This window comes from Streptomyces sp. VNUA24 (assembly GCF_029167005.1).
Taxonomy (GTDB): Bacteria; Actinomycetota; Actinomycetes; order Streptomycetales; family Streptomycetaceae; genus Streptomyces; species Streptomyces scabiei.
The window spans coordinates 1,686,838-1,700,920 of sequence record NZ_CP119143.1; the positions used below are offsets into that span (position 1 = coordinate 1,686,838).

Sequence of the window (14,083 nt, forward strand, 5' to 3'; positions counted from 1 at the left end):
GATACTCTGCGCGACGGGTGACGTGTGCGGAATCGGGCGAGGAGACGTGTATGGACGGGGGCAGGCGGCGGTTCCTCGGGAGGTGGGGGGCGGCCGCGACGGGGATCGCCACGTCACTCGCCCTGCCGCGGCACCCGCTCCGCGAGAGCCGGGCCGGAACGGAGGGCGGCGCCGGGGACCGTACCGGCCATGAGCGGTTCATGCGGCTCGCCGTCGAGCAGGCCCGGAGGAATCCCGAGTGGCCGTTCGGTGCGGTGATCGTCGCCACCCGTACCGGCCGGGTGCTGGGGAGCGGGGTCAACACCGGCGCGGACAGTCCGCTGTTGCACGGCGAGGTCGTCGCCATGAACGACTACGTACGCCGGCACGGCAACCGGGGGTGGGACGCCACGACCCTCTACACGACCGGGGAACCCTGCTCGATGTGCATGAGCGCGCTGGTCTGGGCGAACGTGCGGCGCGTCGTGTGGGCCAGTTCGATCGAGGAGATCCGCCGCACCGGCATCGTCCAGATCGCCCTGTCCGCCCACGAGGTGGCCGCCGCCGCACGCTCCTTCCACACCCCGGAACTGCTCCTGGGTGGCGTCCTGGCCGACCGCACGAACCTCCTCTTCCAGGAGGCCCGGCGGCTGCGCGAGGCGCGCCCCGCCGCCCCCTCCGGTGATCATGCCGCGTAAGGGCGCGCGCGGCGGCGCGGGCCGTGACGTGGAGACCGCGCTGGACGAGCTCTACGCCACGCCACCCCCGTCGTTCGTCGCCCGCCGGGAGGAACTGACGGCCGAGGCCAGAGCCGACGGACGGGTGGAGGAGGCGCGTCGGATCCGCGCCGCGCGGCGCCCTTCGCTCGCCGCCTGGACGGCGAATCTGCTGCTGCGCTCGGAGCCCGAGGAGAGCCGGCGGTTCCTGGAGCTGGGGCGGGCGCTGCGGGAGGCGTACCGAAGTCTGGACGCCGACGGGGTCAAGGAGCTGTCGGAGCAGCGCAGGAGCATCGTCGCCGCCCTGTCCCGGCAGGCCGCCGGGCTGGCCGACGAGGCCGGTCACCGGCTGTCGGAGCCGGTGCGGCGGGAGGTCGAGGACACCCTGCGCGCGGTGCTCGCCGACGAGGAGGCGGCCGGCCGATGGGCCACCGGGCGTCTGGAGAGCGCCCTCACCCCGCCGACCGACCTCCCCGGCGGTACGGCCGGGGGCGCGCCGTCCGCCGCACCCGGGGCTCCCTCCCGGTCGACGGCCGCGCCGTCCGCCGCCTCGCGCGCCCGCGCGAAGGACGAGGCCGCCGAGCGGCGCCGACAGAAGCAGAAGCGGGAGGAGGAACGGGAGCAGGAGCAGCTGGCCCGGGCCCGCGAGGCGGCCCGGGCCGCCGACCGACGGGTGCGTGACCTGCGTGCCGCCCGCGCGGACGCCCAGGCCGTACGGGAGCGGGCGCGTGACCGGTACGAGGCGGCGGAGAACGACGTGTCCGAGGCCGAGCGCCTGCTGCGTCGGGCGCGGGAGGAGCTCCGCGGGGCGGACCGCGAGCGGCAGCGCGCGGAGAAGGAGTGCGCGGCGGCGGCCGAGGCCGTGTCCGGGGCCGAGCAGACGGCCCGCGAGGCCGCCCGGGAGGTCAGCCGCCTGTCGGGCCGGTCCGCCGACTAGCGCGGTCGCCCTTCCGGCCGACCCCGTCGGCCCCGCCGCCGCGCGCCCGCCGGGTCACGCGGACGAGGACATCCCCTGCGCGGTCACGTCGACGCAGGCGCCCTGAACACGTCCGCGTGCCGCGCGGCCCACTGGGCGAAGGTGCGGGCGGGACGGCCGGTGACCCTCTCCACCGTGTCGACGACCGTTCGGCCCACCTCCGGGGTGTTTCCGTACGCCTCGACCAGGAAGCCGATCACGTCGTCGGGGTGGCCCGCGGCCCGCCACCGGGCGACGGCCTGCTCCTCGGTGAGTTCGGTCAGGGTGATCTCGCGGCCCCGGGCGGCGGCGATCGTGGCCACCTTGTCGCCGACGGTCAGCAGTTCGGGGCCGGTGATCACGTACTCCTGACCGGCGTGGCCCTTCTCGGTGAGGGCCACCGCGGCGACGGCGCCGATGTCGCCCTCGTGGACCATGGCGCTCAGCCGGGAGACGAAGGGCTCGTGGACCTCGTCCGAGGACAGGATCCCGTCCGCCCACTCCAGGGCGTTCGCCATGAACTCGACCGGCATGAGCACGGTCCAGTCCACGGCGTCGTCGGCACGCACCGCGTCCTCCAGCGGGGTCGGCCCTCCGCCGTGCAGCACGGTGATCCGGCGTACGCCGGCCGCGCGGGCCAGCTCCAGGATCCTCGGGCCGGTCTCCAGCGGGGCGAAGTAGGCCCCGCCGAAGGTGATCAGATGGAGGCCGGTGACGCCGTCGAGGGCGGGGACCAGGCCGTCCGGTGCGGACAGGTCGCCCTCGACGACCTCGACCCCGGAGGGGAGGGCCGCCCGGGACGCGTCCCGGGTGAGGGCGCGGACCGCGTGGCCGCGGGCCAGGAGTTCGGTGACGACCTGACGGCCGACGGTTCCGGTGGCACCGGTGACAAGGATGCGCTGCGTCTGTGTCATGACACGACCGTACGGAGGCTTGCGGTCAACTTCTGTCCGCGAGAAGCGAGTTCGGACCTGCGGCACCCAGCGGGACCGGCCGCGCCCGAGGAGACGCAGACCACTCCCCTCAAATAAGTATCTGAGATGCAATATTGATAGGCTGCTGCCGTGAGGCTGACCAGGTACACGGATCTCGCACTGCGGGCAGTGATGCGCCTCGCCGTCGTGGACGGCGGGGAGTTGCTGACCACGAGGCAGATCGCCGACTCCATGAACGTCCCCTACACCCATATGGCGAAGGCGATCGCGCAGTTGCAGCACCTCGGGGTGATCGAGGCACGGAGGGGACGCAACGGCGGCCTGTCACTCACCGACGCGGGCCGCGCCGCCCCGGTGGGCACCCTGGTGAGGACCCTGGAGCAGGACCGCGAAGCCGTGGTGTGCGAGGGCGACACCCCCTGCCCCCTGTCGGGCGCCTGCCGGCTGCGGCAGGCGCTGCGCGAGGCGCAGGAGGCGTTCTACTCCTCACTCGACACGGTGACCGTCGGCGATCTGGTGGCCTCACCGACGGGGCCGGTACTGCTGGCCCTCGGCGCCCCGCCGGGCTGACCGGCCGGAGGCTCCCCACCGCTCCACACCCGCCCCCGCCCCCGTCCTCGTCCTCGTCCACCACACTCGGTCGCGATCCTCGACCGAGACCTCACGATCAAAAATACGCATCCCGCATACCAATTCGATCGAACGACCAATCAGTCCAGGAGTGTGTCTGATGCTTTCCGCGCAGTCGGCCCCCGTCGTCAGGGCGACGCTTCCCGTGGTGGGGGCGTCCCTGACCACCATCACGGAGCGGTTCTACCAGCGGATGTTCGAGGAGCGTCCGGAGCTGCTGCGGCAGCTGTTCAACCGGACCAACCAGGCCACCGGCGCCCAGCGCGAGGCACTGGCCGGCTCGGTGGCGGCCTTCGCCACCCTGCTGGTCGAGCGGCCCGGAGAACGCCCGGACGCCGTCCTCGCACGCATCGCGCACAAGCACGTCTCGCTCGGTGTCACCGCCGACCAGTACCCGCTGGTCGGACGCCACCTGCTCGGCGCGGTCGCCGAGGTCCTCGGTGACGCCGTCACACCCGAGGTCGCCGCGGCCTGGGACGAGGTCTACTGGCTGATGGCCAACGCCCTGATCGCCATCGAGGCACGGCAGTACGCCGAGGCCGGCGTGGCGGACGGAGACGTCTGGCGGCGCCTGGAGATCACCGAGAGGCACCGGGAGTCCCCCGACGCCGTCTCCCTGGTCCTGCGCCGGACCGACGGCCGCCCCACGCTCCCGTTCCGCCCGGGCCAGTACGTCAGCGTCCGCGTGGAACTGCCGGACGGCGCCCGCCAGATCCGCCAGTACAGCCTCTCCACCGCACCCGATCACAAGACCTGGCGCATCACCGTCAAGCGCGAGAGGTCCGCCGACGGTTCCGTGCCCGACGGCGAGGTCTCGTCGTGGCTGCACGCGCATGCGCGGGCGGGTGACCTCCTGGACGTCTCGCTGCCGGCCGGCGACCTCGTCCTGCCCGAGGGCGACACCCCCCTCTTCCTCGCCTCCGCGGGCATCGGCATCACCCCCATGCTCTCGATGCTCGACCATCTCGCCCTCACCTCTGCCACGCGCCCGGTCACCGTCGTCCACGCCGACCGCACCCCTGCCGACCACGTCCACCGCGACGAGCAGGCTGACCTCGTCAGCCGTCTGACCGGCGCCGACCTGCACCTGTGGTACGAGAACGACGCACACGGCTCCCCCGGCGCGCACGTCCTGGCCGGCCGTGCCACGCTCGACCACCTCGTCCTGCCCGCCGACACCACCGCCTACCTCTGCGGCCCGCTGCCCTTCATGCGTCTGATGCGGGGCGAACTGCTGGCCAAGGGGCTGCACCCGTCCGCCGTCCACTACGAGGTGTTCGGCCCCGACCTCTGGCTCGGCAGGTAGGCACCGCCATGACACACGACGACGACCGGAGGCTGCCGCCCCACGGGCCGGAGCGGCTGCCCGACATCCACGGCCGCGAGGACGTGGCGCGCCTCGTACGGGCGTTCTACGACGCGGTCCTCGACGATCCGCTGATCGGACGGCTCTTCACCGAGGTGGCCCGTATCGACCTGGCCACCCATCTGCCCGTGATGGCCGACTTCTGGGAGAGCGTCCTGCTCACGCCGGGCGTCTACCGCCGCAACGCCCTGCGTGCCCACCGCGACCTGCACGCCCGGAGTCCGCTGCGGGCCGAGCACTTCGACCGCTGGCTGGAGCTGTGGACCGGCACCGTACGCCGGAGTCACGCGGGCCCCTTGGCCGACCGGGCGGTCGCCAGGGCGCAGGTCGTGGCCAGGGCGCTGCTGCACCACACGGCGGGCGACGGACGGCCGCGTCCGGTCCGCGGTCCGGTCCCCGTCGACGTCACCTTCGGGCCCCCCGCGTGAGGCGACGGCCCGCACCGGGGGCGGACGCGCCGCTCCGGGACCGGCGGGCCGGGGCGCCCGTCCCGCCCGGGCGGGCGGGGGGACGGGCACGTGGCGCCCGGGAAGGGGCTGGGTAGGCTTTCATCCGGGGTCGCGCGACCGTGTGCGGCCGGGCCATGTGCCAACCGGTACGGTGTGCCGCTCGACCGAGAGAGACATGATGTCCCCGACGATCCGCAGGGCTGTGATCCCCGCAGCCGGCCTCGGCTCCCGTCTGCTGCCGCTGACGAAGGCGACACCCAAGGAGATGCTCCCCGTCGGCGACAAGCCGGTCATCGAGCACACGGTCCGCGAACTGGTCGACTCCGGCATCACCGACATCACCATCGTCGTCTCCGGCGGCAAGAGCCTCATCCAGGACCACTTCCGCCCCAACCCCGCCCTGGTCGAGCAGTTGCGCGAGGACGGCAAGACCGCCTACGCGGACGCGGTGGAGGAGGTCGCGGAGCTGGCCCGGCGCGGTCACATCACCTACCTCGACCAGTACGGCCCGTACGGCAACGGCACCCCGGTCCTCAACGCCGCCCGGGCCTTCGGCGACGAGCCGGTGCTCGTCCTGTGGCCCGACGACGTCTTCGTGGCCGAGACCCCCCGCGCCCAGCAGCTGATCCGCGCCTACGAACAGACCGGCTGTCCGGTGCTGGCCCTGCTGCCGATGGACCCCACCGAGTCCCAGCGCTACGGCGTGCCCATAGTCAAGGAGGACCTGGGCGACGGTCAGCTGCGCATCACCGGCCTGGTCGAGAAGCCCGAGCCCGCCGCCGCCCCCTCCGCGTACGCGGCCATCGGCGGCTACGTCGTCACCCCCGGCATCATCGACGAACTGCGTGAACAGACCCGCCGCTGGTACGAGCACCGCACCGGCGAGGTCTACCTCACCGACGCCATCAACGCCTACGCCGCCACCCGTGCGGTGTACGGGCAGGTCATCAAGGGCCGCTGGTACGACACCGGCAACCCGGCCGACTACCTGGTCGCCCAGATGGCCTTCGCCCTCTCCCACCCGGAGTACGGCCCCCTGCTGCGCGGTCTGGTCGACGGCCTCGACGCCGAGACGGCGTAGGCCCCGGCGTCACCTCGCCGTCCGCCCGGGAGGCGGCGGCCCGCCTCCGTCCGCCCGGGTCAGCGGATGCGGCCGCCCTCCGAGACCAGCCACGCGCCGGTCTCCCAGTCGGACGGGCCGCCCTCCGTGCGGTAGGAGAGATCGAATCTGAGGTCCAGTTCCGGCCAGGGGCTGCGGACCGGTACGACACGGAAGACGTCCGCGAGTTCGGGGAACGTCAGTCCCTAGGGCTCGGGAAACATCCGCTCCAGTTGCGGGCGGGTCAGGTCGGTCCCGAGCGCGAACTGCCATTGCGGCCGCGTCAGCCACTGGTCGTAGACCAGTTCGAACCTGGGCTCGCGGCCGACGACGGCGTCCCGTATGTCGTCCCGCAGTTCGTCCGCCGTCGAGGGAAGGACGAACGGCCAGTCCTCGCCGGTCGGATAGCGGTACAGGGCGGCCGTCGAGGCGAGCGCGCCCACGAGTTCGTGCCACCGCTCGGGCGGGTTGGCGCAGGCGGGCACGTTCACGCCCGTGTGATCGACACGCCGGACGTGACCGTCGAGGCGGCGGACGAGGTCCGCCGCCTCGACGTGGGCCGGCAGCACCCGGGGCTCGCGCGTCCCGTCGGCGGCCCGTGCGCCGACGGAACGGCCCGCGCCGAGGGCGACATCGGGCACGGAGACGTCGGCGATCTCGAAGGCCGTGACGGGGCGTGCGCCGGCGGGCCGTGGCGGAGTGAGAGTCAGGCGGTCACCCACCCTGCCCGCCGTGTGCGCGGACCGGGTGGGCCGGGCATACCCCACCTGGGAGAACAGGGTGCGCAGTTCGTCCAGGAAACGGTGCGACTGCGGCGCGTCGGGCAGCAGGAAGGTGATCTCGGCCAGGCGGTCCATGCGCCCGACCGTAGCGAATTCAGGCACCTCACCGGAGGCGATCCGCGGAGGGCGGTCCTGCCGGATCCCTTGCAAAGGTCCGGACCAACTGGTAATTCCCTTTCTGTTAGGAAAGTTTCCTACTAGTTCTGTTTCCCCGACCGACCGATCGCGACCGATCCGATCGGTTCCCCACCGACCGCGGGAGTCCCCCATGAGACCGGCACGCCATGCTCCGCTCGTCGCCGTGCTGCTCCTTCTCGGCCTCGTCCTGACCCCGAACACCGCACAGGCCGGGCCCACGGCCCCGGCCGCGGCCGTCACCCCCGTCGCCGCCAACGGACAGCTCAAGGTGTGCGGCACCAAGCTCTGCAACCAGCGAGGAAAAACGATCCAGCTCCGCGGGATGAGCACGCACGGCCTGCAGTGGTACAGCCAGTGCGTCACCGGCGGCTCGCTCGACGCCCTCGCCGGCGACTGGCGCGCGGACGTCCTGCGCGTCTCGCTGTACGTCCAGGAGGGCGGCTACGAGACCGATCCGCGCCGCTTCACCGACCTCGTCCACGCCACCATCGAACAGGCCACCGCCCGCGGCATGTACGCCATCGTCGACTGGCACATGCTCGACCCCGGCGACCCGCACCACAACCTCGCACGCGCCAGGACGTTCTTCTCGGAGATCGCCCAGCGCCACCGCGACAAGAACAACGTGCTCTACGAGATCGCGAACGAGCCCAGCGGCGTGAGCTGGTCCCGTGTCAAGAGCTACGCCGAGCAGCTCCTCCCCGTCATCCGGGCCAAGGACCCCGACGCCCCGGTCCTGGTCGGCACCCGCGCCTGGTCCTCGCTCGGTGTGTCGGACGGCGCGAACGAGTCCGAGGTGGTCGACAACCCGGTGAACGCGGCCAACATCATGTACACGTTCCACTTCTACGCGGACTCGCACCGCGACGAGTACCTGCGGACCCTCTCCCGCGCGGCCGACCGCATACCGGTCTTCGTCACGGAGTTCGGCACCCAGAACTACGCGGGCGAGGGCGCGAACGACTTCGCCATGTCACAGCGCTACCTCGATCTGATGGCGGCCAAGAAGATCAGCTGGGTCAACTGGAACTACTCCGACGACGAACGCTCCGGCGCCGTCTTCAAGCAGGGCACATGCGCCCGCGGCGGCCCGTGGACCGGCACCTCCTCCCTCAAGCCCGCGGGCGTCTGGATCCGTGAACGCGTCAGGACACCGGACGACTTCTGACCCGCGCCGAAGGAGGTGACGGGAGCCGGCCCGACGCACGCCGGACCGGCTCCCACCGTGCGCGGCTCGTCACCGGACCCCCGCTGGGCGGTGTTCGCCGCTGTGACGGGCGGGACCACGGCCGTGGTGGCGTCAGTGGTCCTCGTCCAGTAGTCGTCTGACGCCGGCCCGGTCCAGCTTTCCGGAGGCGTTCCTCGGGACGGTCCGCACGATGGTCAGGTGCTGGGGCAGCTTGTAGCGGGCCAGCGTCTCCTCCGCGTACGCGTGGACCGCCTCCAGGGTGACGTCCGCTGTGCCGTCCACGCTCATGACGGCCCGCACGCTCTCGCCCCACTCCTCGTCGGGTACGCCGACGACCGCGACGTCGACCACACCCGGCATCGGCGCCAGCGCCCGCTCCACCTCGGCCGGGTAGACGTTCTCCCCACCGCTGATGATCATGTCCTTGAGCCGGTCGACGATGTACAGGCAGCCGTCCTCGTCGAAGTGGCCGATGTCGCCCGAGTGGAACCAGCCCGCGTCGTCGAAGGCGGCCCGGTCGGCCTCCGGGTCGTTCCAGTAGCCGGGGGTGACGTTGGGCCCGCGGACGACGATCTCGCCCGGCTCGCCCGGCTCCAGCGGTGTGCGCGTCACGATGTCGACGACCCTGACCTCGGTGAACGGCATGGGGATGCCGGCGGAGCCGAGCTTGTCCCGGGTCCGCTCGGCCGGCAGATGGGTGGCGAAGGGCGCGGTCTCGGTCAGACCCCACGCCTGCTGGAGCAGGACTCCGTGGCCGGCATACAGCTCGATGAGCGAGGGCGGCACCGGGGCGCCCGCGACCACCACCGACCGCAGACCGCTGAGGTCCTGGTCGAACAGGCCGGGCTCTCTGGCGAGGGCCGCGAACATCTGGGGGACGGCGAACATGGAGTTGACCCGGTGGGTGACCAGGTCCTCGCGGCAGGTCGCCGGGTCGAAACCGCGCCGGACGACCACCGTGCCCCCGCGCACCAGCGTGCGGAGCACGAAGCTGTTCAGGGTGCCGATGTGGAACAGCGGAGCGGCGGCGTACGTGACGTCGCCGCGGCGGGTGTCGAGTCGCAGGTCGACGTTCACCGCGTTCCAGAAGATGTTGCCGTGGGTGAGGACGACACCCTTCGGGGTGCCCGTGGTGCCGGAGGTGAACATGAGGATCGCCGGGTCGTCGGCGTACTTGGGGACGACGGAGGAGGCGGGTACGGCGGCGGCGAGCAGCGGCGCCCACGGCTCCCACCCCGTCGCGCCGCCGGCCGGCACCTCGGGGTCGTCGTCCACGAGGAGGAAACGTGTGAGCGGGGTCCGGTCGCGTACGGCGTCGACGCTCTCCCGGTGCCCCTCCTCGCAGACGAGGGCGGTGGCGCCGCTGCGGACGAGGACGCCCTCCAACTCGGCCGTCGCGAGGCGGAAGTTGACCGGTACGTAGACAGCCCCGAGCCGGTGGGCGGCCAGCAGGACGACGACGAAGGCGGCACTGTTGAGGCCGAGGTAGGCGACGCGGTCGCCGTCGCCGACGCCGCCGTCGGCCAGGACGGTGGCCAGCCGGGCGGCCCTGTCGTCGAGTTCGGCGTACGTGAGGTCGCCGCCCGCGTAACGGACGACGACGGAGTCGCCCTGGTGGCGGGCGAGGTGGGCGACCGCCGCGGCCGGATTGAGGTCGACCCTCAGACCCGAGTTGCGCGGGTGGGGTCTCATCGCTTCAGGGGTGGTCACGAGCGGCTCCTCGTCGAGCGTCGGGGTCGGGCGCCGAGGCGGCCGCCCGCCGGGGGCACCGGCACGTCCGCGTCCGCGTCGCGGAGTGCCGGCGCGCCTCTCGGCGGGCGGTGCCGCAGCGCGCGGCCCGAGCACCCGGGCCCCGCGGATCGGTGTTCATGCCGCCGCAGGCTACGCCGTCGCCCCGGACCCCCGGCGCGCGTTCGCGGGCGCGTCCGCGCGCCGGATCTCACGGGCGCCCCAACAGCCGATCGCCGCCCGTCACCTCACCGGGCGTTGAAGCGGTACACGCCCGCCCGCGCCCGGTAGGCGGCGCCGCCGGACGTGGCGTCGCGGACGAAGGCCGCGCCCTCGGCGCCGCGACGGCTCTGCCTGCCGGGAACACTCCGACGAGTGACCGGGGCCCGCCGTGGGCCGGCCGGCGCCGCGTCGCGATCGTGAACTGCATCGCATACGCGGGGTTCGAGTTGCGGGCGGGGGTGGTGCGCATGGTCGGATGAGGTGATGCGCTCCCCCCACCGCACAGATCCGTACGAACCCGCCCCCGACCGCGGCGACGCACCCCCCAACCCGTACGACGAACTCGCCGCCCTCGACGACGGCCCGCTGGAAGCGACCTCGCTGGAGGACTTCTTCGAGGACGCCACCGGGCGGGCCGGTCCCGAGGGGGACGAGCGGGAGCCCGAGTGGACACCGCCCGTGCACCGGCGCGGCGGCCGGCGGCGGCGCGGGCGTCGGGCCGGACTGCCCCGCGCGGTGAGGGCGGTGGCGGGCGCGGCCGTCCTCGCCTGTCTGGTGACCCTGGCCGACCGGTGGGCCGTGCTGTACGCCGAACACCGGGCGTCGGACGTCCTGGAGGACCGCCTGGACCTGGCGGCGGCACCCGAGGTGGAGATCGGCGGGTTCCCCTTCCTCACCCAGCTCGCGGACAGGCGGCTGGACTCGGTCCGGGTGACCGTGCCGGACGTGGCGGCCGACCGGGTGTCGCTGGCGAAGGTGTCGGCCACGGCCCACGACGTACGGCTGGAGGGCGAGGGCCTCACCTCCGTGGGCGGCGCCCGCGTCCCGCGGCTCGACGGCGACGTCCTGCTGTCGTTCGCCGACCTCAATCGTGAACTCGGCGCGTCCCAGGTCACGTTCACCGGTGAAGGCCGCGACCGGGTCCGGGCGCGGGGCACCCTGCCGGTGGCCGGGCGAGAGCTGCGGCTGCGTGCCGAGGCCACCATCCGGCGAGAGGGCGAGCGGGGCATCGCCACCCGGATCGGCGCCATGCGCCTGGACATCGGGGACCTGGCCACCTACCGCCCCGGCACCGGCGCCTCGGACGGTCTGCATCTGACGCCCCGGGCGGCAGCCGACCTCGCCCGGGAGACCCGCAGGGCGAAGGCGCTGCTGTCGGTCCCGGCGATCGCGAAGCGGCTCGGGCTGTCCGACGCGGCCGCCCGCGCGGCCCTGGGCGACGACGGCGAACTCGCCGAACTCACCGGCTCCCCGGGGTTCGCCCGCGAGGCCCGGAACCTCAACCTCGTCGACCTGGCCCTGGACCACCCCGCCGTACTGCGCGACCTGGGCCTCGACCCCGGCCTCCTGGACGCCCTGTCCCGGCTCACCCGGCCGGTCCTCGCCGACCGGCTGTCCCTGTCCTTCGCCCTGCCGGAGCCGGAGCGCGGGAGCATGCGGCTGCGGGACGTCCGCGTGGAGGAGGACGGCATCCGGGTGCGTCTCACCGGGTCGGAACTGGCCGTGGGAGGCTCGTAGTTCTGTGTTCTTGATGAAATTTGGTGTGCAGATGTGTTGACCTCTGTTCGAGATCTCTTCTAGTTTGCGGGAGTTACAGAGCCGCCGACCTGCACCTCCAGGTTTCGCGGACGCAACTGTCCAGAAAGGGATCTGGTGCCCCTAAAGAACCATCGCGGGACAGCCTGCCTCGCGGCGTCGCTGGCCGGCGTCACGGCATTCGGCGGACTCGTCGCCTCCCCCGCGTCCGCCGCTCCCGCAGCCGCCGCCCGTCACGCCTCGCCGCCGCCCGTCAGCGCCTTCCGCGGCGTCAACTGGGCCGACCCGCGCGACAACTACGCCGACGACGCGGTGGTGCCGTCGGGCCTGTCCACCACGGACGGCTACGCCACGACCTACGCCAAGTCCAAGGCGATCATCAAGGGGTTCTCCAAGCTCGGCGCCAACACGGTCCGCCTGCCGGTCAACCCCACCTCGGTGAACGGCCCCTTCTGGAAGTCGTACCGGGCCGCGATCGACGCCGCCACCGCCCAGGGCTTCAAGGTCGTCCTGGGCTACTGGGAGGCCGACAACGCCAAGGACGGCAAGATCGACGACCAGGCCACCTGGGACCGGATGTGGCGGCGGATCACCTCCGGCTACGGCCACAACTCCAAGGTGTACTTCGAGCCGATGAACGAGCCGTTCGGCTACACCTCCCAGGAGTGGCGCGACGTGGCGGCCCGCTGGCTGGCCGACCACCGCTCCGTCCCCCGCGACCGGGTGCTCATCGGCGGCTACAAGTACAGCGAGGACGTCAAGCCGGTCTGCGCCGACAAGCGGCTCGACGGCACCCGGATCGCCCTGCACAACTACGGCTTCTGGCACACCGACTGGACCAGCGTCGACCAGTGGAAGGCGGACTTCAAGGAGCGCATCGGCACCTGCGCCTCGCGCACGATCCTCGACGAGTTCGGCGCCTCCATGACGACCGGCCTGGACTACAACGGCCCGGTCAACGGCTCCAACGAGGTCGCCTACATCCAGGCCGCCACCGACGTCATCAGGGAGCTGCGCCTCGGCTCGGTCTACTGGCCCGGCCTGCGCAACGGTGACACCTACTCCCTGACGACCCTCCAGGGCACGGGCACCCGCCTCAGCCTGAAGGTCAACAACCAGAGCGGACTCGACCGTCTGCACTGGGCGTGGAGGAAGTAGCGGCGACACCTCGGCCCCGCTGAACGCAGGCCGGGTCCGGCACCCCGGGGTGCCGGACCCGGCCTGCGCGTGTCAGGGCAGCAGCCCCGCCCGGCGCGCCGCGGTGACGGCCTCGAACCGGGTGGTGGTACCCAGTTTGCGCATGGCCGAGCGCAGATAGCCCTTCACCGTCTCCAGGCCGATGCCGAGCCGGCCGGAGATGTCGGGGTTGGTGCAGCCCGCGGCGACCGCGGCGAGGACATCGAGTTCGCGGGGCGACAGCCTCGCCGGGCTCCGCGGTGCCGACGCCTCCGGTTCCTCGGCGCAGCAGCCCTGTTCCAGCAGGCGGCACACCTCGTCGAAGTGCTCCCTGAGACGCGGATCGCCGAGCGTCGCGGTGAACCGCAGGAGCTCGGTGTGGGCCTCGTGGACGCGTTCGCGGGCGGGGCCGCCGCGGGGCGCGGTGCCGGCGCCCACGGCGCGGGCCTCCGACAGCAGCCGGGGGACCTGTTCCCGGCACGCGAGGAACTGCTCCAGATCCCGCGTCGCCCGCGTCACCGCCGTCAGTACCCGGTCGCCGAGACGGGCCGCGTCACGCGATCCCACGAAGAGCACGGCCCGCACGGCCCTCCCCACGATCACGGGCGCCGCCGCCATCGCCCGCACGCCCTCGGCCGCGACGAAGGAGTCGTACTCGTGGCTGATCCGCTGCGCCGAGCGGTAGTCGCTCACCGCGGCCGGGCGGCCGGTCGTGAGCACCTTGCCGATGAGCCCGGCCCCCGCGGGCACCGACAGGCCCCGGCGGTCCCGCGACCTCACTCCGCTCGTCTCGCTGATCCGGAGCTGCCCGGGACCGACGACCCAGGCCGCCCCGGCGACGGCCATGCCGCTCTCCCTGCGCAGGGCCAGGACCGCCGCACGGGCGGCCGCCGCCTCTTCGCTGTCTTCCGCCGGTAGCACGACCGGGTCGACTCCTTACGTGACCGACAGGGGAAACGCGCCGACTCCCCCGTCGTCAGGAGAACAGTTCTGCAGACGGCTCGGCCGAGTCAAGTGCGCACGGCAGAACGGAATATGACGATCCATCGGACGATCCGGGGTGACACGTGCACACTCCCGCGAGGTCGTCGCCGCGGCATCGGACCAGGACGGCCACGGCTCCGTATCGACCAGGAACACGGCGTTATGACGCCCGTGTTCCACCCTCACACGGGGGTAGCTG

The 14,083-nt window shown here is 72.8% G+C and carries 13 protein-coding genes; 9 read left to right on the top strand and 4 right to left on the bottom strand.

From position 1 onward, the window contains the following. The first annotated feature begins 50 nt into the window (after positions 1 to 50). Positions 51 to 677, top strand: coding sequence for a nucleoside deaminase (locus PYR72_RS06945; RefSeq protein WP_275454438.1), 627 nt, complete (start codon positions 51 to 53; stop codon positions 675 to 677). Next, complete coding sequence (locus PYR72_RS06950; RefSeq protein ID WP_275454439.1) at positions 667 to 1,632, top strand: hypothetical protein; 966 nt, start codon at positions 667 to 669, stop codon at positions 1,630 to 1,632. The genes PYR72_RS06945 and PYR72_RS06950 overlap by 11 nt, the downstream gene beginning before the upstream one ends. 83 nt (positions 1,633 to 1,715) lie before the next feature. Here PYR72_RS06950 and PYR72_RS06955 read toward each other — a convergent pair whose 3' ends face one another. Then, entirely contained in the window at positions 1,716 to 2,564 is an 849-nt protein-coding gene (locus PYR72_RS06955) for an NAD(P)H-binding protein (RefSeq protein ID WP_275454440.1), read from the bottom strand. Between the two features lie 150 nt (positions 2,565 to 2,714). Between PYR72_RS06955 and PYR72_RS06960 the strand changes: the two genes are divergently transcribed. From PYR72_RS06960 to PYR72_RS06975, 4 genes are all read left to right on the top strand, one after another. Further along, entirely contained in the window at positions 2,715 to 3,155 is a 441-nt protein-coding gene (locus PYR72_RS06960) for an Rrf2 family transcriptional regulator (RefSeq protein WP_275454441.1), read from the top strand. A 160-nt stretch (positions 3,156 to 3,315) separates the two neighbouring features. Further along, complete coding sequence (locus PYR72_RS06965) at positions 3,316 to 4,521, top strand: globin domain-containing protein (protein WP_275454442.1); 1,206 nt, start codon at positions 3,316 to 3,318, stop codon at positions 4,519 to 4,521. A gap of 8 nt (positions 4,522 to 4,529) precedes the next feature. After that, positions 4,530 to 5,009 (top strand): group III truncated hemoglobin, encoded by a 480-nt coding sequence (locus tag PYR72_RS06970; protein WP_275454443.1) that lies wholly within the window; start codon positions 4,530 to 4,532, stop codon positions 5,007 to 5,009. 199 nt (positions 5,010 to 5,208) lie between these two features. Continuing rightward, positions 5,209 to 6,111 carry a sugar phosphate nucleotidyltransferase gene (locus PYR72_RS06975; RefSeq protein ID WP_275460346.1) on the top strand — a complete coding sequence of 301 codons (903 nt, stop codon included), beginning with the start codon at positions 5,209 to 5,211 and terminating at the stop codon, positions 6,109 to 6,111. A 224-nt stretch (positions 6,112 to 6,335) separates the two neighbouring features. On the opposite strand, the gene PYR72_RS06980 is transcribed toward PYR72_RS06975, so the two are convergent. Further along, positions 6,336 to 6,986: a hypothetical protein gene (locus tag PYR72_RS06980; protein ID WP_275454444.1), complete on the bottom strand. Its 651-nt coding sequence runs from the start codon at positions 6,984 to 6,986 to the stop codon at positions 6,336 to 6,338. Positions 6,987 to 7,179: 193 nt separating this feature from the next. On the opposite strand from PYR72_RS06980, the gene PYR72_RS06985 reads away from it, so the two are divergent. After that, entirely contained in the window at positions 7,180 to 8,217 is a 1,038-nt protein-coding gene (locus tag PYR72_RS06985; RefSeq protein WP_275454445.1) for a glycoside hydrolase family 5 protein, read from the top strand. 132 nt (positions 8,218 to 8,349) lie between these two features. Here the strand turns inward: PYR72_RS06985 and PYR72_RS06990 are convergent, their stop codons facing one another. Continuing rightward, positions 8,350 to 9,930: an AMP-binding protein gene (locus PYR72_RS06990; RefSeq protein WP_275460347.1), complete on the bottom strand. Its 1,581-nt coding sequence runs from the start codon at positions 9,928 to 9,930 to the stop codon at positions 8,350 to 8,352. Between the two features lie 522 nt (positions 9,931 to 10,452). Here PYR72_RS06990 and PYR72_RS06995 point away from each other — a divergent pair. Then, complete coding sequence (locus PYR72_RS06995; RefSeq protein ID WP_275454446.1) at positions 10,453 to 11,706, top strand: DUF2993 domain-containing protein; 1,254 nt, start codon at positions 10,453 to 10,455, stop codon at positions 11,704 to 11,706. A gap of 135 nt (positions 11,707 to 11,841) precedes the next feature. Beyond that, on the top strand, positions 11,842 to 12,882 hold the full coding sequence (locus PYR72_RS07000) for a cellulase family glycosylhydrolase (protein ID WP_275454447.1): 1,041 nt from the start codon (positions 11,842 to 11,844) through the stop codon (positions 12,880 to 12,882). Positions 12,883 to 12,954: 72 nt separating this feature from the next. Here the strand turns inward: PYR72_RS07000 and PYR72_RS07005 are convergent, their stop codons facing one another. After that, entirely contained in the window at positions 12,955 to 13,821 is an 867-nt protein-coding gene (locus PYR72_RS07005; protein WP_275454448.1) for a LuxR C-terminal-related transcriptional regulator, read from the bottom strand. Positions 13,822 to 14,083 lie beyond the last annotated feature (262 nt).